Source organism: Paenibacillus sp. ALE3 (assembly GCF_054113405.1).
This window is the reverse complement of record NZ_CM134214.1, coordinates 26,321-47,619: the sequence shown is the minus strand read 5'-3', so window position 1 is coordinate 47,619 and position 21,299 is coordinate 26,321. Positions and strand designations below refer to the sequence as shown.

Sequence of the window (21,299 nt, the reverse complement as noted above, 5' to 3'; positions counted from 1 at the left end):
ACCAAATCCTTAAGCCCTCAAATTATTGGCCAGGTTCATCATCGTATCGCTAGAGGTTAATGCCCGTGCCGCCATCTGATACATCCGCTGGACTTGCATCATATCCGTCATTTCGCCCGCTAAATTCACATTAGACTCCTCAAGATAACCGGAACGCACAGATACGTCCGTTGGAACAGCACCTGCCACCCCAGCTGCCCCGAATACATCGGCTTCTGTCACACCATTTCCTAACACAAACAGGTTATCATCCCGCTGTTGCAATCCTTCTGGACGCTGTACATCCATTAGCTTAATTCGCTGACCAACTGTCGGAGCGCCAGTTCCATTAGCACGAATTAGCAATTCGCCATCGGAGTTAATAGCTACTTTGGAACCCGCTGGCGCAGTCACAGGAATATCGTTATTATCCAGCACAGAATAACCTTCGGCAGTGGTCAACATCATCGTCTCATTATCATTCGGATCAGGAATAAAATGAAAGCTGCCGTCACGCGTCCAAGCTTTTTGCCCATTTCCCTGGATTTCAAACAAGGCATTCCCCTGGATCGCCAGATCCGTAGGAAGTCCCGTCTCCTTGAGCGGACCTTGTTCCATATTTTTCATAACTGCGGTTGTTTTGACTCCGTAGCCCAAATTATAGCCGAGCGGCATCGCCCGTCCATTTTGGAGATACGTTGAAGGCTGTTGCTGCACATTAGCCAATACATCTTCAAAGGAACCTTGTTTACTCTTATAACCAACCGTATTGACATTGGCGATATTATCGGCAATTAAATCTAAACGCTGCTGCACACTGGCCATAGACACCATTGCGCCAATCATGGAGTTGTTCATCACTTACCCCCTGTTATACACGGCCTACTTCGTTAACGGCCTTGTCCAAGCTTTTATCATAAAATTGAATAACCTTCTGATTCGCTTCATACGCTCTTAACGCAGCCATCATGTCCACCATCGACTGAGCAGCATCTACATTAGATACTTCCAGATAGCCCTGGCGAACAGATACAGTATCATTAGCGGTCATCATTCTAGCCGTAGCACCATCCGTATCATTCAGGCGGAAATTACCGTTGCCCTCACGAACGAGCTGGTACGGCCGATCAATCACACTAATTCCAAGCGTCGTTCCGAGCAACTGGTTGGATTGGCTGTCCACCAATTGACCCCGTTCATTTACTTTAAGCGCTGAGACAGACCCCGTCAATTGAATTGGGTTTCCATTCGTATCCAACACTGCTGAACCAGTCGACGAAAGCAATGCTCCCGTTCCATTTACTTGGAAATGCCCATCACGTGTATAGCGGACATTACCATTATTGTCCCGTACCGTAAAAAACGCTTCTGGACGATAGGTGACTTCACCGTTAGCATTGATGAATTTTCCAGCCTGATCAAAAGCCATAGGTCGACCAGTAGCCGGGTCGTTCACATTAATATTGGACTGTAACGCAAAATCCGTAGTTTGTCCACTATCCTTCAACGCTCCCTGAATGTAAGGAGAGAGGCTTTCCTCAGCAAAAACGCCAGTATTGAGCTTGCCGACCGTACGGTCCGGGTTATCAGGGTTTCCCCCCGTCATGGAAATAAGCATTTCGGGGAATGAGCGTTGAACGCTATTCTCCTGTTTATATCCCGTGGTATTCATATTAGCAATATTTTGCGTCACAGTGTCATGACGTCGTTGTTGTGTCATCATTCCGGCGGCCGCAGTATATAAACCTCTCAACATGTATCGTGCACCCCAATCCTATACTCTGCTCATCAATTATATGCTCGCATGGAGGCACTAAAGCCAAAATACTAGGCAACCTGCCTGACCGCACACGAGTCTCTTATAGTCAATATCGGCAGATTAGAACTTTTTCTTAACCACATGATCCAAATTATCCAGCATAATTCCTGTACCTTTAACGACACAATGCATCGGATCTTCAGCAACCAGCACTGGAACACGCAATTCTTCAGCAAGCAGCTCGTCCAAACCGCTAAGCAACGCACCACCGCCAGTCAAAATGACACCACGGTCAATAATATCGGCTGATAGCTCCGGTGGGGTCTGCTCCAGTACAAACTTAGCTGCAGCTACAATCGCTGACACGGGATCTCTCAGCGCATCCTGCACTTCTTCCGCGGAAATACTTAACGTCTTGGGCAATCCGGATACCATATCCCGTCCACGGATGTCCATCTCAGCACGTCGTCCGCTCGGATGCACGGTTCCGATAGCAATCTTGATATCCTCAGCCGTACGTTCCCCGATGAGAAGCTTGTACTTCGTTTTTACATATTTCATGATGGCTGTATCAAATTTGTCCCCTGCCATTTTAATAGAAGAAGCTGTTACAACATCTCCCATAGAGAGGACTGCAACGTCTGTTGTTCCGCCACCGATATCTACGACCATGTTGCCGCTAGGCTCAAAGATATCCATTCCTGCCCCGATGGCAGCCGCTTTTGGCTCTTCCTCCAAAAATACTTCTTTCGCCCCGCTACGCTCCGCCGCTTCACGAATCGCTTTTTGCTCCACTGAGGTAATGTTCGTCGGCGCACAAATCAAAATACGAGGGTGGCTGTACCAGCTTTTTCCCCCTACCCGATTAATAAAATATTTCAACATCGCTTCTGTTACTTCAAAATCGGCGATGACACCATCACGCAATGGACGGATGGCTATGATATTACCAGGAGTACGTCCTACCATACGGCGCGCTTCTTCTCCGACAGCCAGAACTCTTTTTGTATCGCTTTCTATCGCAACAACGGAAGGTTCGTCAAGAACAACCCCCTTACCTTTGACGTGGATAAGCACGTTGGCCGTACCGAGGTCGATACCGATATCATTACTGAACATATTAAAAAGGCCCCCAAAGTGATATTTTAAAAAGCTAAGATTCGACAAGAAGCGGCAAATATATGTATAAACCTACGGTTACATGTCATTTTTCGTCTTGTACCATCTTTTAACATATCATACTTCAGGGGGTTGATTCAATGGCTTTGCCAGCCAATTCACTATATATTTTTAGGACTTGCCGGAAACAAGAATTCCCCTTCTTTTCCCACTCGTTTTTTTGTACTTAATTTTCGTCGCTTCACCCCCCCGCAGATGGCGGATGGATTTATGGTATTCGAGAATGTGCTTCACCTGATCGGCAAGATCCGGGTTAATTTCAGGCAGCCGTTCGGTCAGATCTTTATGCACCGTGCTCTTGGAGACACCAAATTCCTTGGCAATCGTACGGACCGTATTCCTTGTTTCCACGATACAGCGACCGATTTTGATGGTCCGTTCCTTGATGTAATCGTGCACGCTCCCGCCTCCCTACTGTGGATAGTTTGGTACATTATATGAGGAGCGTGCCTATATATTCGCGGTTTGGTGGGAAGACATGCTTCGGAAGGCCTATTTATTTGGCAAAAGCAGCTTATGTTTACCTCATGCGCTAAAACTACACAAGAAAAAAGCAGGGAATTTGAATTCCCCGCTTTGCATGCAAAGCTATGATCCATTTATTTTTTAGGAAGCAGACCTGCTGGATTCACCGGCTTGTCATCCTGGTACACTTCAAAATGCAGATGTGTTTTCAAATCCTTTTCAAGCTCGTTGCGACCTGCTGAAGCAATCACATCATTTTGTTTAACTTGATCGCCTTCTTTTACTTTCAGATCGCTCAAGCTTTGGTACACTGTTTTGAGATTATTATCATGCGTGATTTCTACGACGTTACCTACCAGCGGATGTTGTTCCACACGAGATACTTTTCCACTCAGAGCGGCTCTCACTTCAAACGCCTGATCGTCGGACCGAGAAAGGTCAATCCCAGTGTTAGCGGTAAATGTTTTATCGTACTCTACCATAGCTGCCGCTTGCTCATCAGCTGTCGCGTTTTCGTCAAAGAAAGGCTTTACGACCTGCACTGCGCTAGCATCTGCCACCGGCCATGCGATATTTTCCGATTGAGCAACAACCTCCACACTTTCTGGTTGTTGTTCGTTAACATCAGTACTCACTGCGCTTGTGCTTTGTACCGATGGACTAGCTGGGTCAGGTTTGAAAGACTTCTGGCTAGCATCCTGATAGACCCACACTAAGGTTAGTATAATGGCTGCTGCGGCAATGTAGGCTGCCGGGTATGCCCACCTTTTGGACAACAGCTTTTTCCACGAAGACGGCCGTGAAGCTCTTCCACCCTGAAAGGTTTTGGGTGTATCTTCATGATTTTGGTTCTGGTTTTTATTTTGTTCACTCATTTGCTCATCACCTCAGTAACCAGTGTTACCGGGCGCAACTCTTTTATACTTCAAAGTTACGAAAAATTTACTAACTTAGAATACGAGAGGCATTCGCAAAAGAAATACCAGTATAATAGTGAAGAAGAATCTGAGTGGCGGTATGACCTTCCTTAGCCATTCCATTGGCTCCCCACTGGCTCATACCGACGCCATGGCCATACCCATAGGTTGTTATAGCAATCCGGTCCCCTTCGGTCTTCCACGTAAATTCAGCCGATCGTAGCCCTAGTTTGTTACGAATCTCCGGCCCCGTAAAGACCAAGCCTCCCACCTCAATCTTCTTGATGCGGTGTCCTTCTGTCTTGGAGAGTATACGAATCTCTGGCATACCCCCACCTCCAGTAGAAGCAGTGACCGCAGCACGACTCAATCCCAATCTATCGAACACGCTCTGACGGCTCAGTGTGACGGTTTCTGTAAAACGGGGGGCCAGTTGCTTGTCCCATGGACTAGACACACTTCGTAAATAGGGCACGGCCTTCGCCCATACATCCTCTGAATTTTCGGTATACCCGTTGCTGGTAGAAAAAAAAGAAGCTGTAATGGGTTTACCCTCATATACCATGATTGTATCCTTGGTCTCGCGCACAGCCTGGCGAATTTTTGCCAGATCTGCGGATTTACCAGAACGTTCCCATTCTCTAGTAAGTTTAGCTTTGGAGATGTAAGCCTGGTGTTTAACGGTATCTGTCACATCTGCGCCTGCCGGGGCGCCGCTGGTGTCATCAGCCAACAAACGCCGGGTAATGAACGTACGCGCGGCGATAGCCTGTGCTTTCAATGCCTCTTCCTCAAAGCTGGGCGGCATTTCAGCTGCTACTACGCCGACAATGTATTGCTCCAAAGGTAATGTCTCCGTCCGGCCAGTAGACGTGACGTACACCCGCACGTCCGGCTCTGCCACGACCGGAACGCTACGCGCTGGAGCAGCGGGTACGGCCGGTATCGGCGGGACACCCGGCAGGCGCGTGACGGGTGCCTCGCTCTTTGCCGTCGTATTAGACTGCGCGGGTGCGGCTGTGCGGCTCCCAGTCGGCAAAGGCTGCGCCGCCTGGCGAGGCCATGCCATGAGTGCGGGCACAGCCATGGCAAGCACCAGCACCCCTGCCATGGCGGCAAATGGCAGCCATGGGCGGCGGCTGCCCCAACGCGGGGCTCGCCCAGCTGCAGGTCGCAGATGCGGCTGCGGTCCCCGCCGCCTGCCTGCGTCGTATGTGTTACCAGGCGATGTTCCAGCGTCAGGAAGAATCGTACCGATAGTGTGTGTAGTGGAAGTCAACGCTGTGGTACGCCGATTGGTCTTGGCGATAGTCGGCAATCCACCTGTTGATTCTGCATGCTGCTGCATAAGTTTATTTTTCTGCAACGAAGTTGCTATAGAGCCAGAGCTTTCCTCCGCAAGTGAGGCCTGGCGATGTTCCTGAGGATGATGAATTGGTATACGGATGCGAACCTGTGAATCTTTCATAGGCTGAAACCTCCATCAAAGGGCTAAGTGTCCGGCTGAAAGTACAGACATACTCCAGCAGATATTTTCAATCATATGAGGTCGTCCACTTTGATAGAACCGTTTTAAGAGAACTGAAAGAATGAAAAAGACAAGCAGCAAAAACACAAAAAAAACCAAGCCCTTTCGGACTTGGTTCTAATTGCTCAAGTTTTATAACTATGCAATAAGTTAAAGCTTAGGCGAGGGAAGGCTGAATCTTCTTGAACAGATTCCCCGGAGTTTCTTCTGGTACAACGCGCTCTGTGCTGGCCGAATGATCCAGTTTGGATTCATCTACAGTCACTCTGTAAATGTCAGCCCCCAATCCAGTCAGTTTCTCAGCCAAATGAACGTAACCACGATCGATGTGATGAACGCCGGAAACCTCCGTTGTACCTTCCGCAATAAGTCCGGTCAAAATTAACGCAGCACCTGCACGCAAATCTGTGGAGGTTACTTTCGCACCCGTCAGCTTAGCATTGCCAGTTACAATCGCCGAACGACCTTCGACCTTAATCTCCGCATTCATGAGATGAAATTCATCTACATGCATGAAACGATTTTCAAACACGGTTTCTGTAATGATGCTCGTTCCTTCAGCGGCAAGTTGAAGTGCCATCATCTGAGACTGCATATCGGTTGGAAACCCAGGATAAGGTAGCGTTTTAACATCAACAGCCTTCAACGGTTTATCCGCAATGACACGAATACCATTTTCATCAGGTTGGATCGTTACACCCATTTCTTCCATCTTGGATATAACCGGTCCCAAATGATCGGATATTGCGCCTTCTACATATACGTTCCCGCCTGTGATCGCAGCAGCAACCATATAAGTACCTGCTTCTACCCGGTCGGGAATAACCGTATGTTTTACACCATGCAGCTTCTCGACGCCTTCTATACGAATTACGCCTGTGCCTGCACCGCGTACTTTGGCTCCCATGCCATTCAGGAAGTTGGCGAGATCAACGATCTCTGGCTCCTTAGCAGCATTCTCAATGGTAGTTACGCCCTCAGCAAGAGTAGCGGCCATCATAATATTCTCGGTTGCTCCTACGCTGGCTACATCCAAATAAACCTTAGCTCCGCGCAGACGACCGTTACTTTTAGCTTCAATAAAGCCCTGGCCCAAGCTTATCTCGGCGCCCAACGCTTCAAACCCCTTCAAATGCTGATCAATAGGTCTTGTTCCAATTGCGCATCCGCCTGGAAGCGAGATTCTTGTACGTCCCAAACGAGTAAGCAATGGCCCCATAACCAAAAATGATGCGCGCATTTTCCTAACCCACTCGTAAGGGGCTTCACAGGAAATTATCTTCCGCGCGTCAACACGAATGACCTCGTCTTGGTATGTAACGCCTGCTCCTAAGGACTCCAGCACTTTGTTAATGGTCATCACATCGTCTAGAGGAGGTGCATCCATAATAACACTTTCTCCTTCTTCTCCTAACAGAGAAGCGGCGATGATCGGCAGAACTGAGTTTTTGGCTCCGCTGACTTTGACACTCCCGGTCAATCTGTTGCCACCGCGGACGATAAATTTGCTCATCTATGGTTCCCTCCGCGCGTCATTTCCCTTTTCCATTCTGGAAAAAAGAACATATTCCGCTATTTTCATGCCTTGCTTTTTCATTACATAAAAAAACAAGATTTTATTAATACCCTAACTGCCATCATACCACTGATTAAAACAAGTATACAAGCGTTTTTTACACTTGACGACCACCTGCGTTCTAACGGATTCAGGCTGTTATACATGTACGGTGCTTTTGTTTACCATTGTTAACAATATGGCATGATGTTATTCGACAATTCCTGCACATACAGAGTCATAAAGTCATATAACCCGCTTACTTCATGTTAAAACAAATTCTACAGCATCTGGCTCCAAGAGATGTAGCTCAATAAGAAACCAGAAACCAACTGTCCCAAAATAATAGCAAGAAACAAGTGCAGCAATCTGCCCTGCGGTCCTTTGGGTTGCCGGATTAGTAAATCCAGCTTTAAGCTTTGCAAAGCCCACCAAGCTAACGCTATACAGATGAGCGATACGATCATAGAGATCAGCGCGGTCATACTCGCCGATTGACTTAACTGTTCAGCCAACTGCTGCTTCCCGTTCATTCGTAATTCCTCCCATCTGCGTCACAGACTTCTTTATAATACTCGGCAAGCGCCTAATATGCTAGTGCTATTTCTGTTTCCAGTACATTTATTTCGACAAAATGTGAATAATCACTTCTGTTTCGCGAATTTAAAAGGTACTAAATACCTAGCTATCAACCTAGAAATAGGACTATACTTTTGGAAAAGACAGCTAAAAAAGGGCTCGATCACAGTGATCGAAGGAAGCAAAGGCGTCACTTACCTTCTGCAGGCATTCTTAGGCAGAAGTTATGAAGTGCTCTCTTTGTCATTCCATCCGTATACTATGCCGAACCCTTTTTAAATTCCACTCAAAATCCAATATTAATTCTTATTGGTTCTGATACTTGTGGCATTCAATCGGTTAAGCGCCCGTTGCAGAGCGACTTCTGCCCGATGATGGTCTATCTGTTCCTGCTTGCTCTGGAGCCGCAGTTCTGCCCGCTCCCTTGCCGCACGGGCACGTTCCACATCAATATCTTCGGAACGTTCCGCACTCTCAGCCAAAATGACCACTTTGTCTTTGCGGACCTCAATAAAGCCCCCATTGACCGCGATCACTTCAGTTTGACCACCGATTTTAATGCGAACCGGTGCAATCTTCAAGGGAGTGACCAAGGGAAGGTGTCCTGGTAAAATCCCAAGATCGCCTTCCGAGCCGCGAACACTGATGCTGTTTACCTGTTCTGCATAGACCAGGCGCTCCGGCGTCACAATCTCTAGTAAATAGGTGCTCACTTGAATCCCTCCTGGAAGCTGTCCACAGACAGCTCACTTCGTAAGGCTCGGCTATTCTCTGCCTGTATGTTTACAACGTTTTAGCTTTTTCAACTGCTTCTTCAATGGCTCCTACAAAAAGGAAGGCCGCTTCTGGAAGGTTGTCATGCTTGCCTTCCAAAATTTCTTTGAAGCTACGCACCGTTTCTTTAACCGGTACATATTTACCCGGGAAGCCGTTAAATGCCTCAGCAACGTGGAAAGGTTGTGAAAGGAAACGCTGGATTTTACGGGCACGTGCTACCAGCATTTTATCTTCTTCACTCAACTCGTCCATACCCAGGATCGCAATAATATCCTGAAGCTCATTGTAGCGGGCCAAAATTTGTTTTACCCCTTGCGCTACATTGTAATGCTCTTCACCCACAACGTCTGGAGACAAAATACGGGAGCTCGATGCGAGTGGATCAACCGCCGGGTAAATACCCATTTCGGAAATTTTACGTTCCAGATTCGTTGTAGCATCCAAGTGAGCGAACGTTGTAGCAGGAGCCGGGTCAGTATAGTCATCCGCAGGCACGTAGATCGCCTGAATGGAAGTAACGGAACCTTTTTTAGTAGAAGTGATCCGTTCTTGCAATTGACCCATCTCAGTTGCCAGCGTAGGCTGGTAACCTACTGCAGAAGGCATACGTCCCAACAGGGCAGAAACCTCAGAGCCTGCTTGGGTAAAGCGGAAAATGTTATCAATAAAGAGCAACACATCACGGCCTTCTTGGTCACGGAAATATTCCGCCATCGTTAGACCTGTGAGGGCAACACGCAAACGTGCACCTGGGGGCTCGTTCATTTGTCCGAACACCATCGCTGTTTTGTTGATAACGCCGGAATCTCTCATTTCATGGTACAAGTCATTTCCTTCACGTGTGCGTTCACCAACACCCGCAAATACAGAAATACCACCATGCTCCTGAGCGATATTGTTAATCAGTTCTTGAATGGTTACGGTTTTACCTACACCAGCACCACCAAACAATCCGACTTTACCGCCCTTGGCATAAGGAGCCAGCAAGTCGATAACTTTAATACCAGTTTCGAGCATCTCTGCTTGAGTTGTCAGTTCTTCGAAAGAAGGCGCTTGACGGTGAATCGGATTTCTAGCCGCTTCACTCATATCAGCACCATTGTCAATTGGCGTTCCAAGCACGTTAAATACACGTCCAAGAGTAGCTTCGCCGACAGGTACAGAGATAGGCGCTCCCAGATCTATTGCTTCAGCTCCACGAACCAAACCATCTGTGGAAGACATGGCAATACAACGCACACGGTTATCACCTAGATGTTTTGAAGCTTCGAGCGTCAGGTCAATTTTGACTCCGCTCTCCAGCACAGTCCCAATATGAATAGCATTCAGAATTTCCGGAAGTTGTCCACGTTCAAACTCAACGTCGACAACCGGACCCATGATGCTCACTACGCGTCCTTTGTTCATCTTTTGGTTTCCCTCCTACAAGCTTGCACAGCCGCAAATCTGAACCATTCTGATTTGTTTTGCGCCCGCAGTTTATCATAATAGTGTAGACCCTGTTATCAAATAGTCGCAAGCCAGTCGTATTAAGACTGAGCGTTAGCCCCTGCGACAATTTCCGTAATTTCCTGGGTAATAGCCGCTTGACGAGCACGGTTATAGGTCAAGGAAAGCTCTCCAATCAACTTGGTAGCATTTTTCGTAGCAGCTCCCATCGCCGTCATTTTCGCTCCCAGTTCACTTGCTTTACCATCCAGTAAAGCGCCGTAAATGAGCGTTTCCGCATAACGGGGCAGCAATACTTCCAGCACTCCCTCTGGTGAAGGTTCATACTCATAATTAATTGAGGATGAAGCTGTAGCTGAATCCGGTGTTGCCATCGGCAACAACCGATCAACTGTTGGAATTTGAGTCAATGCGTTAACAAAGCGGTTATAGCATAGATAAAGCTCATCAAATTCTTTAAGTTCAAAGCCTTGTACGGCTTTGCTAGCAATCGTTTTGATATCTGAAAATGCAGGTGTATCTGATAGATCTGTTACCGATTCTGCAATAGGGAATTCACGACGTCTGAAATAATCCCGTCCTTTTCGCCCAATGATGAAAATCACGAATTCATCCTGTGAACGGTGACGTTCAGCAATCGTCTGCGTAACCTGTCGCAGAATATTAGCGTTATAACCACCAGCCAGACCACGATCAGATGTAATGATGAGATAAGCCGTCTTTTTAACCGGACGACTCTCCAGCATTGGATGCTTGATGTTATTCGCTCCAGAGGCAATACTACTCACAACTTCTTTGAGCTTTTCCGAGTAAGGTCGAGCCGACTCTGCTTTCTCTTGAGCTCTTCTCAGTTTGGAGGCAGCGACCATTTCCATCGCTTTCGTAATCTGCTTCGAACTCTGCACACTTTTAATCTGACGTTTAATGTCGCGCATACCTTTTGCCATGATTTCACCACCTTCAAGCTTTGGCCAAACCAAAGCTAACTTCATAAGATTAAAATCCAGCCGCACATATGTTAAAGGGCCTGTTATTGAGAGTAAAACATGCCAAGGAAGCCACAACCCAGAGGGTACGCTTCCTTAGGACATCTTTCATCATAAACAGGCAAATTCCAATATAATTAAACCGACGTGGCGAATGATTTTTTGAATTTCTCGATAGCTGCCTTCAAAGCTGCTTCATTATCAGCAACCAAGTCTTTCGTGTCGCGGATTGATTGAAGCACATCCTGATGATCGGACTCCATGAAAGACAGGAAGTCTTTTTCGAAACGTTTTACATCCGCTACAGGGATATCATCGAGGAAGCCTTTTACAGCAGTATACAAGCTCACTACTTGTTGCTCTACAGCAAGCGGTTGGTTAACACCTTGTTTCAAAATTTCCATCATGCGTGCACCGCGATCGAGACGGGCTTTAGTGGATTTATCCAAGTCGGACCCAAATTGGGAGAACGCTTGAAGCTCGCGATATTGAGCAAGATCCAGACGCAGGGAACCTGCAACCTTTTTCATCGCTTTAATCTGAGCGGAGCCACCTACACGAGATACGGAAATACCTACGTTGATCGCCGGACGTTGCCCTGCATAGAACAAGTCAGCTTCCAGGAAGATCTGTCCATCCGTGATGGAGATAACGTTAGTTGGAATATATGCAGAAACGTCGGAAGCCTGTGTCTCGATGAATGGCAATGCGGTAAGTGATCCGCCACCCAACTCATCATTCAGCTTCGCTGCACGTTCCAGCAAGCGAGAGTGCAGGTAGAAAACGTCACCCGGATATGCTTCACGACCCGGTGGACGGCGCAGCAACAGGGAAAGTTCCCGGTAAGCAGACGCTTGTTTAGTCAAGTCATCATAAACAACGAGGACGTGCTCGCCTTTGTACATAAAGTACTCACCCATGGCACAGCCAGAGTAAGGAGCAATGTACAGCAATGGTGATGGTTCGGAAGCAGATGCCGTAACGACAATCGTGTATTCCAGCGCACCATGACGACGCAATGTTTCAACAACTTGAGCAACCGTGGATTGTTTTTGACCAATAGCAACATAAATACATTTCATGCCGTTGCCTTTTTGGTTCAAAATAGCATCGATTGCGATAGAAGTTTTACCCGTTTGACGGTCACCGATAATCAACTCACGTTGACCACGTCCAATCGGAACCATCGCATCAATAGCTTTAATTCCTGTCTGCATAGGCTCATGTACCGATTTACGGGCCATAACGCCTGGAGCCTGACTTTCAACCGGACGGAATTCTGTTGTAGCAATCGGTCCTTTACCGTCTACTGGTTGCCCCAGCGGGTTAACTACACGCCCGATCATTGCTTCGCCTACAGGCACTTGCATGATCTGGCCTGTACGTTTTACTTGACCACCTTCACGAATGTCGGAGAATTGACCCAAAATAACAACACCGACATTGCTTTCTTCCACGTTGAGCGCCAAGCCCAATACGCCAGTGTCGAATTCGACCAATTCACCGGCCATAACTTTTTCCAGTCCGTAGACGCGGGCAATACCGTCGCCGACTTCAACAACAGTGCCGACTTCAACGACCTCGATATCATTTTTATATTGTTCAATCTGACTTTTAATCAATGAACTGATTTCCTCAGGTTTGATACTCAAGTGTGTTCACCCCTATCTTCTATACTCGTCTGTTAAAGGATTTCTCGAGACGATCCAGCTTGCCGGCCAGACTGCCGTCGTACAGTGTATCGCCGATAACCACTTTCAATCCGCCCAGCAGACTCGGGTCCACTATATTTTCCACACGGATTGTTTTATGTTCACGGGTTCCGAATTCCTCGGCTACCGCTGTTTTTTCCTGCTCACTTAAAGCATAAGTCGAATACACCTTAGCATGGGCAATTCCCAGCTTGTATTCCTGAATATCGAGATATCCGGCCAAGAGAGATTCGAACAAATCTGCTCTACTGCGCTGAATCAGCAGCTTAATCGTGTTAATCAGCGACGCAGACAACTTGCCTTCAAAATTGCTAGCCAGAACCTGAAGCTTGACTACTTCCGTAATGTTAGGAGAATTAATGAATTTACGGATTTCAGCATCCCCCGATACAGCTTCTACAAAAGCACGTAGCTCCTGTTCGGTTTCCATAATGGTTTGCTCCTGCTCTGCTACTTCATACAAAGCTTTCGCATACCGTTTGGCAACTACCGTATCTCGGCTCATGCTTTGCCTCCTACCTCTTTAAGGTATTGGTCGACAAGCTCTCCCTGGACTTGGTCTTCCTTGATTTCCTTTTGAATCAGTTTGGAAGCAATTTGTACCGAAGCTTTACCCACTTCGCTGCGCAATTCGGCAACTGCCTTATTACGCTCGCTTGTGATTTCACGAACAGCTTCGTCTTTCAGGCGGACAGCTTCGTCTTTAGCCTGAATAATAATTTGTTCCGCTTGCTTGTTACCTGTTTGTTTTGACTGTTCTATAATATCGTAGGCTTCCTTACGCGCCTGTTGGAGAGCCTGCTTTTGCTCCTCAACATAAGCAACAGCCTGTTCACGCGTTTGTGCCGCCTCATTCATTTGCTGTAACACGAGTTGACGCCGCTTTTCCATAACGGAAAAGAGAGGGCCAAATGCATAGCGCGTCAGTAACCAGTACAAGATCAAAAATGCAATGATAGTGAAAACGATACTTGTCCAATTTAAACTCAATTGAAGTCACTCCTTTCCGGTGAACGTCGGTTCTGGATCTTTCATGTTCCAACGAACAAAGAAGGCGCGGATGGCTGTGCCTTCCCCGCCAAACCTTGCTTAGTTCAATTCATTAAGCCTTAGCGTAAAAAATAAATGCCAGAACGACACCGATAATAGGTAGGGCTTCGACCAGACCTACACCGATAAACATAATAGTTTGTAAGGTGGACTTCGCCTCTGGCTGACGAGCGATACCTTCAACTGTTTTACTTACGATCAGACCGTTACCAATACCTGCGCCAAGCGCACCCAAACCTACTGCGATAGCTGCTGCTATTAATGCCCAAGCTCCCATTTTAAAATTCCTCCTTAGAGATGTGTATTTGTATTGTACATGTATTTGCAGTTAAGCGCGAAGCGTACTCCTGAACTTAACTAAAAACCTGAAACATAATTCACCTAATGTTCTTCTTCATGTGTGTCAATTGCCTGTGATATATATACGAACGTCAAAATGGTGAAGACGAACGCCTGAATGCTACCGACAAAAATACTGAATCCCTGCCAAACTACGAGCCCCAATACGGAAGCAACCATACCTCCCACACCAAGTGCTGTCATTTTCAGCAGAACACTAATCAAAACTTCGCCGGCAAAAATATTACCGAATAGACGCATACCGTGTGTCAATAGTTTTGAAAACTGTTCAATCAAGTTAATTGGCAAAAAGAACGGAAATGGCTGAACGTAATGCTTGAAGTAAGCTTTGGTATTACGGAAGATTCCCAGGAAATGAACCAGGACAAAGATCATCAATGCCAGTCCAATGGATACCCCTGCATCTGCGGTAGGTGATTTCCACCAGCTGATACCTACATGGGCAGCTTCGCCCGGGTGAGACGCCTGTGCTTGTTCTAATGCTTCTTTGACTGGAATGATTTCATGTCCAAATACTTGGGCACTTTGCACATTATCGAATTCAGTCACAATGCCGAACGGTAAACCCAGCATATTGCCCACGAAAATGAACATGATCAGCGTCATCCCCAAGGAGAGGAATGGCTTCCCTTTTTTCAAATCCATCGTGCTGGAAATCAGTCCTTGAACGAATTCTACGACCCATTCCATAAAATTTTGCAACTTGCTCGGATTGTCCACAGACAAATTGCGCGTTGCAGCAAATGCCAGTCCAAATACAATCGCGCAGGTCACAACCAGCATAATAATGACGGACAAGTCAATGTTAAACCCGCCCAATTGGATAATCGGTGATTCATGCAACATGTTTTCTCACCCCTTTCTCAGTTGAGCTATCATTTTTCCTGAAGCGCGAATATGATGCCTATAATTAACAGAAGGAATTGTCCGGTCACCAAGCTTGCCATTACAGCGATCTCATGGAAATAGGCCGGGAATTCTATAGCCAGCACCACTGCCAAAATTGAGGTCCCTAATCGAACGCCAAAGCCAATACCAAACACTCTCTTCTTTCTTTCACCGGCGGCCGCACTCGCAACCTGTCGAATTTTGTAGGCCATATACAGCACATTTAGACAGCTTACTCCCGTTCCCAGAATGATTCCGTGAGCAATGTCACGATGTTGGGGCATGAAGGCGGAGACCAGGAAACACAGAGCCATAATACCAAGCGCCACGATCCATAACATTTTTTGCATACGGGTCATCTCATTCATGGTTATCCCTCAATACCTTTCCGATCACAAGGGCAATACTTAATGCGCCTACAACCAAGCCTGCGAGAACGCTTACGCCAATCCAAATTCCGGAGCCACCAAGTTTGGTATCAAGCCATTTTCCGGCATAGAAACCACCCAGTGTGCATATCGTCAAATCAATGCCGATCGCGCTCACCAGTCCTATAGCCTTAAAGGCATTTCCGGTGTTGTTTCGGTTGTTGTTTTGCTTGGAAGGTTTGACCACTTTTCTCATGTCACCCCTGCAATTCCAGTCCATTTTACTTAAATATAAGATGCTTTGTCAATTGAGATATTTTAGCGCCCTAAAGTATAAAAATCAGTCGACAAAGCATCTAAAAATGCTGTATCCCTTGGTAACCGTACAGTTTAACTGTATGCTTACCTTGTAAAGATTAATTATTACGAACGGACGCCTTTTGTGAACATTGTGTGAAATTCTTCAGGACGTTCTGTTTGAACACCATAATGGTGCAAAATCGCATTGACAATTCTTACAGATGCCTGTCCATCACCGTAAGGATTCGCTGCCTGACTCATAGACTCATACAACGCGGAATCTGTCAAAAGAGCCTTGGTCCGATTGTACACGTTCTCTTCACTTGTACCCACCAGTTCCAAGGTACCCGCTTCAATTCCTTCCGGTCTTTCGGTCGTATCACGCAGCACCAGGACAGGTACTCCGAACGAAGGCGCTTCTTCCTGAAGACCACCGGAATCCGTAAGAATCAGATGTGTGTGCGGATAAAAATTGTGCAGGTCCACTACATCCAGCGGATCAATCAACTTAATACGCGGATGGTTGCCCAAAATTTCAAATGCAGGTTCCTTCACAGCCGGGCTCGGGTGAACTGGGTACACAATTGCAATATCCTCAAACTCATCTGCGATCCGCTTAACCGCATTAAAAATCTGACGATGCGGTTCCCCTTGGGATTCCCGGCGATGTGCTGTCATGAGAATCAGGCGTTTGCCCTGAGCCCAGTCCAGTACCGGATGCTCGTAGTCCTGGCGAACTGTATACTGAAACACGTCAGTTACTGTATTGCCTGTTACATATATTCGCGATTCAGGTTTATTTTCCTTCCGCAAATTTCCAGCCGATAAAGAAGTAGGCGAAAAATGCAGATCGGACAGCACACCTGTGAGCTGACGATTCATTTCCTCAGGATATGGAGAAAGCTTGTTCCATGTCCGCAAACCTGCTTCCACATGCCCTACTTCAATTTGCTGCATAAAGGCTGCATAGCTAGCCAAGAAAGTCGTCAGCGTATCGCCGTGAACCAACACGATATCAGGCTTGGCTTCACGCAATACGGGTTCCAGACCTTGAAGTACACGTATGGAGATTTCATTGAGTGTCTGGCGATCCTTCATTACATCCAGATCATAGTCAGGGTGGATATTAAAAACTTCCAGAACCTGATCAAGCATCTGGCGATGTTGAGCTGTTACGCATACTACGGACTCGATATGCTCCGGATGGCGCTGAAGCTCCAAAATGAGAGGTGCCATCTTAATCGCTTCCGGACGCACACCGAAAATGGTCATTACTTTGATTTTAGACATTTCCCGTTGAACCCCTTTTCATAATAAACGTCTGCTTCCAGATCTTCCGTGATTCAGATAGATGATCTGTCTTAGCGTCCATAGATTGTGCCGAACCGCTAAAAGCAGTCTACTTAGTTCCGTACAAGCGGTCTCCCGCATCCCCAAGACCCGGAATGATGTAACCATGATCATCCAAACGCTCGTCCAGTGCAGCGACATAAATGTCTACATCAGGATGCGCATCCTGCACAGCTTTCACTCCTTCAGGAGCGGCAATCAGATTCATCATTTTAATTTGAGTACAGCCTCTCTTTTTCAACACATCAATCGCTGCGATTGCCGACCCGCCCGTTGCGAGCATCGGATCAATTACGATCAATTCACGTTCAGTTACATCCGTAGGCAGCTTCGTATAATATTCTACGGGTTGCAATGTCTCAGGATCACGGAACAACCCCACATGTCCTACTTTTGCAGCAGGCAAAAGCTTTACGACACCATCCAGCATACCCAGGCCTGCACGCAAAATCGGGATAAGGCCCAACATACGACCAGAAATCACTTTACCTTCAGTTTCAGCAACTGGAGTCTGTACCGTAATGCTCTCCAGAGGAATATCTCTTGTAATTTCATAAGCCATCAAAGTTGCTACTTCATCAACCAGTTCACGGAAATCTTTCGTGTTGGTCCGCACATCGCGGATAAATGTAAGTTTGTGTTGGATCAAAGGGTGATCGCAAACCACCAGTTTTGCCATAATATATTCCCTCCGGTATTATCGTCACGTTCTTCCGCACCAGCATATCGAACATCCTGATTCGAAAGGATCTATGTAACCTATTTGTACAAACCAAATAAGCACAGATGCAATGCGTGCCTGTAAATCCTGTTTATTATAACATTCCCTTGATTGATTTAACACCTGCCACTGCAACCTTTTGTCAAGGGAAAGATATGACAGGCAAAATACTTGGCAAGGCCCATTTACGTGTGACTTTTGTCATATGAAATCGTACTAAAAAGGCTCTGACGGTCCTTGACCGTCAAAGCCTACCAGTTCTAAACTTCCTGCCTGAGATATAGCCTCTGCTATCCCACGCATATATTCTTTATCTATACTTCAGATTGTCCCACGCTCCCTGAAATTGCTGAAGCATTTCGTCCTTCGTAATAACGCCTGCGATATAGGCTTGCATACTACTGCTTAAATCCTGATTTAGCCCCTTTGGAAGGCGCTGGAAGTTCCAGCTCCATATCTTGCCTTCCTTCACGTGCCGAGATATTTCCGCACCCAAATCACCTGTGGTCTCGTCACTAGACGTGATACTTTTGAAGGCAGGAACGAACTTAAACTCCTTGGTAATATAATGCTTGCCTGTTTCTGATGTGACCAGCCAGTTGAGAAATTCCTTTGCCTCCTGCTTCACAGGCGAGTTTTTGTTGACAACCCAGTTCGAGGCCACTCCCACAGCCAGTTTGTCTCCAGTAGAAGAATTATTGTCTATAGGCGTAGGAAGAATACCCAAATCCAAGTTAGGATTAATTCCATCTATTTGCGGCTGCGTCCAGTTCCCCTGGTGCATCATAGCGGCCTTGCCTGTCGAAAACAGTGTCACTTGTGTGTTGTAGTCCGTTGTGAGCGGATTGGGGTTTCCATATTTTAAAGTCAGGTCAAGCAACTTCACCCACTGATCAAACACGGGATTACCAGGGATGCGAGCAGTTCCTTTGTTTAAATCCGCAACGTAACTCTCCGGGTTCGACTGTCTGGCAAAGGGGATATTGATAAAATGGTTTCCTAGAACCCACCACTCTGCATAGCCGTTAGCAAAAGGGATAATCCCTGCTGCTTCCAGTCGCTTGGCTGCTTCCTCCAATTCATCTAACGTCTGAGGCAGTTTGGTTATACCCGCTTTTCTGAACAAATCCTTGTTGTAGACAAAACCGAATCCCTCCAGGTTCATAGGTTGTCCATAAATCTTACCGTTAACCGTCATCGGCTTACGGGCGAAATCGTCCAAGTCCTTCACCCATGGCTGATCCGACAAATCCTCCAGGTACTCAAACCACGTATCGCGATCTTGATAACCCTCATTTGTGAAAATGTCCGGCTGATCGCCTGATGCGAACTTAGCCTTCAACGAAGCACCGTAATCTGTACCCCCACCGACAGATTGGATATCCAGCTTGATGCCAGGGTGCGTTTTTTCATATTCGGCCTTCAGCTTGTTCAGCGGTTCCGAAATCTCCACTTTGAATTGATAAATGTGTATCGTTTTGGTCCCACTCTGTTGAGCCTTCGTATTACCACAACCTGCAAGCATACATGTAAGCAGCAACATCAGGGAGATGACAAGCAGCACTGTCTTTTTCATCCGATATCCCTCCCATCAGCCTTTAACCGCTCCGGCCGCAATGCCGGAAACGATGTATTTTTGCATCACCAGAAAAAACACAACGATTGGCGTGATTCCAAGTACCAGTGCGGGCAACGCCAAGTCCCATTGCTTGGTATATTGACCAAACAGCATATAGGTCGCAATCGGAATCGTACGCAGCTCAGGATCATTCAAAATGAGCGAAGGCAACAAATAATCATTCCAGATCCATAACGTATTCAAAATAAGTTCGGTCACGAACATAGGGAGCAACAGTGGACAAACGATGCGAAAAAACACCCCGTAACGAGAGGACCCGTCCACTCTCGCCGCCTGCTCAACCTCAATAGGTACCGTTTTAATAAAGCCATGAAACAGAAAAACTGATAAAGGCGCTCCAAAACCCAGATAGCACAAAATTAGTCCTGGTATGCTGTTGTTCAGACTCAATACGTTGGACACTTCCATAAGCGGCAACATAATCGACTGAAAAGGTACTACCATGGCAGCCACAAGCAGCCCGAACAGGAACCGATTAAAAAGAGTGTCATGCCGAACCATTTGGTAGGCGGCCATCGAGCTGATCAGCAGCAAAAGCGCATTGCTGACGATGGTGACGATCAGTGAATTCCCCAGTGCTGTGGGAAAGTTTATTTTATTCCAGGCATTAGCATAGTTTTCAAAACGGAAGGTTGTCGGCCACGAAGCGGAATGGGCCAAAATGTCTCCAAAAGATTTAACGGAGTTCACGAGCAAAAAATAGAACGGAACTAGAAAGATCAACCCAACCACAATAAGCAATATTTCAGCTACCCATGTGCTTAAACGATAGTTCGATGTTTTTTCCATTACATTTCGACCTCCTTTTTCTTCGTGAGACGCACCTGAATGCTGGTAATGATCGCAACGACCACGAAGAAAATCATAGCCTTGGCAGTTCCCAATCCAAGCCGATTATTTGTAAACGCTTCATTATATATGTCCAACGCTACAGACTCTGTCGCCTTGAATGGCCCACCCTTTGTTAAAGCCAAATTCAACTCAAATACTTTAAAGGACCAGGATATCGCTAGGAACAAGCAGACGGTCACTGCTGGCATAATAAGCGGCACCACGATATGACGCAAACTCTGTCTTCTGCTCGCACCGTCAATTTGGGCCGATTCAATAAGGGCGTGCGGAACATTATTTAGAGAGGATATGTAAATAACCATGAGATAACCTGCGTATTGCCAAACAAACACAATGACAGTTCCCCAAAAAGCAGTAGGCCCATCACCCAACCACGGCAGTTTGAAAAAGGATAGCCCCGTCGCCTCTCCCACCGCCGAAAAACCGCGTACAAATATAAATTGCCAGATGAAGCCGAGCAGCAAGCCACCGATCATATTAGGCATAAAAAATACAGTTCGCAGTGCATTGCGGGTACGCAACGGCTTTGTAAGCGCATAGGCCAGGAAAAAGCCCACCAGGTTAGTTAAAATGACACCACATACGGTAAAACGGACCGTAAACCAAAATGCATTACGGAAATCTGGATCATCTCTAAAAATATGAATGTAATTCCCTAGCCCGAGCCATCGGACATGTGCAGATACGCCATCCCAGTTCGTCATGGAATAATACAGCCCCAGCAGGAACGGAATGACCATAATTAAGACGAAAAACAACGCCATCGGTCCCACAAATACGAGCTGCTGCAATAATTGCGCGAATTTTCTTTGGCTCAATGCAATCACTCCTTTGTCGTAGATCATGAAGGAAAACGCGCATAATCCTTACGTAATCGCTTATTACC

The 21,299-nt window shown here is 46.7% G+C and carries 23 protein-coding genes; all 23 read right to left on the bottom strand.

Annotated features, from left to right (window positions below):
- Positions 1–9: 9 nt before the first annotated feature.
- The gene (locus tag ACXHJ2_RS00250; protein ID WP_165079749.1) at positions 10–837 is read right to left on the bottom strand and encodes a flagellar hook-basal body protein; all 828 of its coding nucleotides are present in this window, start codon (positions 835–837) and stop codon (positions 10–12) included.
- Positions 838–850: 13 nt separating this feature from the next.
- Positions 851–1,735: a flagellar hook-basal body protein gene (locus ACXHJ2_RS00245; protein WP_013373422.1), complete on the bottom strand. Its 885-nt coding sequence runs from the start codon at positions 1,733–1,735 to the stop codon at positions 851–853.
- A gap of 123 nt (positions 1,736–1,858) precedes the next feature.
- Entirely contained in the window at positions 1,859–2,857 is a 999-nt protein-coding gene (gene mreB / locus ACXHJ2_RS00240; protein WP_016324820.1) for a rod shape-determining protein, read from the bottom strand.
- A 171-nt stretch (positions 2,858–3,028) separates the two neighbouring features.
- On the bottom strand, positions 3,029–3,316 hold the full coding sequence (gene spoIIID, locus ACXHJ2_RS00235; RefSeq protein ID WP_013373425.1) for a sporulation transcriptional regulator SpoIIID: 288 nt from the start codon (positions 3,314–3,316) through the stop codon (positions 3,029–3,031).
- Between the two features lie 200 nt (positions 3,317–3,516).
- Complete coding sequence (locus tag ACXHJ2_RS00230; RefSeq protein WP_013373427.1) at positions 3,517–4,257, bottom strand: M23 family metallopeptidase; 741 nt, start codon at positions 4,255–4,257, stop codon at positions 3,517–3,519.
- A gap of 70 nt (positions 4,258–4,327) precedes the next feature.
- Positions 4,328–5,767: a stage II sporulation protein D gene (spoIID, locus tag ACXHJ2_RS00225; RefSeq protein ID WP_165079750.1), complete on the bottom strand. Its 1,440-nt coding sequence runs from the start codon at positions 5,765–5,767 to the stop codon at positions 4,328–4,330.
- A 217-nt stretch (positions 5,768–5,984) separates the two neighbouring features.
- A complete protein-coding gene (murA, locus tag ACXHJ2_RS00220; protein ID WP_040102706.1) occupies positions 5,985–7,340 on the bottom strand; it encodes a UDP-N-acetylglucosamine 1-carboxyvinyltransferase in 1,356 nt (451 codons plus the stop codon).
- A 323-nt stretch (positions 7,341–7,663) separates the two neighbouring features.
- On the bottom strand, positions 7,664–7,915 hold the full coding sequence (locus tag ACXHJ2_RS00215; protein WP_013373430.1) for a DUF1146 family protein: 252 nt from the start codon (positions 7,913–7,915) through the stop codon (positions 7,664–7,666).
- Positions 7,916–8,260: 345 nt separating this feature from the next.
- A complete protein-coding gene (locus ACXHJ2_RS00210) occupies positions 8,261–8,674 on the bottom strand; it encodes a F0F1 ATP synthase subunit epsilon (RefSeq protein ID WP_013373431.1) in 414 nt (137 codons plus the stop codon).
- A 70-nt stretch (positions 8,675–8,744) separates the two neighbouring features.
- Positions 8,745–10,145 (bottom strand): F0F1 ATP synthase subunit beta, encoded by a 1,401-nt coding sequence (atpD, locus tag ACXHJ2_RS00205; protein WP_013373432.1) that lies wholly within the window; start codon positions 10,143–10,145, stop codon positions 8,745–8,747.
- Positions 10,146–10,267: 122 nt separating this feature from the next.
- Positions 10,268–11,134 carry an ATP synthase F1 subunit gamma gene (atpG, locus tag ACXHJ2_RS00200; protein ID WP_013373433.1) on the bottom strand — a complete coding sequence of 289 codons (867 nt, stop codon included), beginning with the start codon at positions 11,132–11,134 and terminating at the stop codon, positions 10,268–10,270.
- Positions 11,135–11,310: 176 nt separating this feature from the next.
- Complete coding sequence (gene atpA / locus ACXHJ2_RS00195) at positions 11,311–12,825, bottom strand: F0F1 ATP synthase subunit alpha (protein ID WP_016822886.1); 1,515 nt, start codon at positions 12,823–12,825, stop codon at positions 11,311–11,313.
- 19 nt (positions 12,826–12,844) lie between these two features.
- On the bottom strand, positions 12,845–13,390 hold the full coding sequence (locus ACXHJ2_RS00190; RefSeq protein WP_165079752.1) for a F0F1 ATP synthase subunit delta: 546 nt from the start codon (positions 13,388–13,390) through the stop codon (positions 12,845–12,847).
- On the bottom strand, positions 13,387–13,875 hold the full coding sequence (gene atpF, locus ACXHJ2_RS00185) for a F0F1 ATP synthase subunit B (protein WP_013373436.1): 489 nt from the start codon (positions 13,873–13,875) through the stop codon (positions 13,387–13,389). Before atpF ends, ACXHJ2_RS00190 begins: the two co-directional genes overlap by 4 nt.
- Positions 13,876–13,987: 112 nt before the next feature.
- Positions 13,988–14,212, bottom strand: coding sequence for a F0F1 ATP synthase subunit C (atpE, locus tag ACXHJ2_RS00180; RefSeq protein WP_013373437.1), 225 nt, complete (start codon positions 14,210–14,212; stop codon positions 13,988–13,990).
- Between the two features lie 104 nt (positions 14,213–14,316).
- Positions 14,317–15,141, bottom strand: coding sequence for a F0F1 ATP synthase subunit A (gene atpB, locus ACXHJ2_RS00175; RefSeq protein WP_165079753.1), 825 nt, complete (start codon positions 15,139–15,141; stop codon positions 14,317–14,319).
- A 29-nt stretch (positions 15,142–15,170) separates the two neighbouring features.
- A complete protein-coding gene (locus ACXHJ2_RS00170) occupies positions 15,171–15,551 on the bottom strand; it encodes an ATP synthase subunit I (protein WP_013312329.1) in 381 nt (126 codons plus the stop codon).
- Positions 15,544–15,807: an AtpZ/AtpI family protein gene (locus tag ACXHJ2_RS00165; protein ID WP_016822882.1), complete on the bottom strand. Its 264-nt coding sequence runs from the start codon at positions 15,805–15,807 to the stop codon at positions 15,544–15,546. Before ACXHJ2_RS00165 ends, ACXHJ2_RS00170 begins: the two co-directional genes overlap by 8 nt.
- Positions 15,808–15,974: 167 nt before the next feature.
- Positions 15,975–17,141, bottom strand: a complete 1,167-nt coding sequence (gene wecB / locus ACXHJ2_RS00160) for a non-hydrolyzing UDP-N-acetylglucosamine 2-epimerase (RefSeq protein ID WP_016822881.1) — start codon at positions 17,139–17,141, stop codon at positions 15,975–15,977.
- Between the two features lie 109 nt (positions 17,142–17,250).
- Complete coding sequence (gene upp / locus ACXHJ2_RS00155) at positions 17,251–17,880, bottom strand: uracil phosphoribosyltransferase (protein ID WP_013312332.1); 630 nt, start codon at positions 17,878–17,880, stop codon at positions 17,251–17,253.
- A 352-nt stretch (positions 17,881–18,232) separates the two neighbouring features.
- Positions 18,233–19,498: an ABC transporter substrate-binding protein gene (locus ACXHJ2_RS00150; protein WP_165079754.1), complete on the bottom strand. Its 1,266-nt coding sequence runs from the start codon at positions 19,496–19,498 to the stop codon at positions 18,233–18,235.
- 15 nt (positions 19,499–19,513) lie between these two features.
- Positions 19,514–20,350, bottom strand: coding sequence for a carbohydrate ABC transporter permease (locus ACXHJ2_RS00145; protein ID WP_165079755.1), 837 nt, complete (start codon positions 20,348–20,350; stop codon positions 19,514–19,516).
- Entirely contained in the window at positions 20,350–21,258 is a 909-nt protein-coding gene (locus ACXHJ2_RS00140; protein WP_446724852.1) for a carbohydrate ABC transporter permease, read from the bottom strand. Before ACXHJ2_RS00140 ends, ACXHJ2_RS00145 begins: the two co-directional genes overlap by 1 nt.
- Between the last annotated feature and the right edge of the window lie 41 nt (positions 21,259–21,299).

Excerpts from the sequence above, each read along its gene's own strand:
- ACXHJ2_RS00250 (WP_165079749.1), bottom strand. The coding sequence starts at position 837 with ATGAACAACTCCATGATTGGCGCAATGGTGTCTATGGCCAGTGTGCAG.
- ACXHJ2_RS00245 (WP_013373422.1), bottom strand. The coding sequence starts at position 1,735 with ATGTTGAGAGGTTTATATACTGCGGCCGCCGGAATGATGACACAACAA.
- mreB (WP_016324820.1), bottom strand. The coding sequence starts at position 2,857 with ATGTTCAGTAATGATATCGGTATCGACCTCGGTACGGCCAACGTGCTT.
- ACXHJ2_RS00230 (WP_013373427.1), bottom strand. The coding sequence starts at position 4,257 with ATGAGTGAACAAAATAAAAACCAGAACCAAAATCATGAAGATACACCC.
- spoIID (WP_165079750.1), bottom strand. The coding sequence starts at position 5,767 with ATGAAAGATTCACAGGTTCGCATCCGTATACCAATTCATCATCCTCAG.
- murA (WP_040102706.1), bottom strand. The coding sequence starts at position 7,340 with ATGAGCAAATTTATCGTCCGCGGTGGCAACAGATTGACCGGGAGTGTC.
- ACXHJ2_RS00215 (WP_013373430.1), bottom strand. The coding sequence starts at position 7,915 with ATGAACGGGAAGCAGCAGTTGGCTGAACAGTTAAGTCAATCGGCGAGT.
- atpD (WP_013373432.1), bottom strand. The coding sequence starts at position 10,145 with ATGAACAAAGGACGCGTAGTGAGCATCATGGGTCCGGTTGTCGACGTT.
- atpG (WP_013373433.1), bottom strand. The coding sequence starts at position 11,134 with ATGGCAAAAGGTATGCGCGACATTAAACGTCAGATTAAAAGTGTGCAG.
- ACXHJ2_RS00190 (WP_165079752.1), bottom strand. The coding sequence starts at position 13,390 with ATGAGCCGAGATACGGTAGTTGCCAAACGGTATGCGAAAGCTTTGTAT.
- atpE (WP_013373437.1), bottom strand. The coding sequence starts at position 14,212 with ATGGGAGCTTGGGCATTAATAGCAGCAGCTATCGCAGTAGGTTTGGGT.
- atpB (WP_165079753.1), bottom strand. The coding sequence starts at position 15,141 with ATGTTGCATGAATCACCGATTATCCAATTGGGCGGGTTTAACATTGAC.
- ACXHJ2_RS00170 (WP_013312329.1), bottom strand. The coding sequence starts at position 15,551 with ATGAATGAGATGACCCGTATGCAAAAAATGTTATGGATCGTGGCGCTT.
- ACXHJ2_RS00165 (WP_016822882.1), bottom strand. The coding sequence starts at position 15,807 with ATGAGAAAAGTGGTCAAACCTTCCAAGCAAAACAACAACCGAAACAAC.
- wecB (WP_016822881.1), bottom strand. The coding sequence starts at position 17,141 with ATGTCTAAAATCAAAGTAATGACCATTTTCGGTGTGCGTCCGGAAGCG.
- upp (WP_013312332.1), bottom strand. The coding sequence starts at position 17,880 with ATGGCAAAACTGGTGGTTTGCGATCACCCTTTGATCCAACACAAACTT.
- ACXHJ2_RS00150 (WP_165079754.1), bottom strand. The coding sequence starts at position 19,498 with ATGAAAAAGACAGTGCTGCTTGTCATCTCCCTGATGTTGCTGCTTACA.
- ACXHJ2_RS00145 (WP_165079755.1), bottom strand. The coding sequence starts at position 20,350 with ATGGAAAAAACATCGAACTATCGTTTAAGCACATGGGTAGCTGAAATA.
- ACXHJ2_RS00140 (WP_446724852.1), bottom strand. The coding sequence starts at position 21,258 with ATGATCTACGACAAAGGAGTGATTGCATTGAGCCAAAGAAAATTCGCG.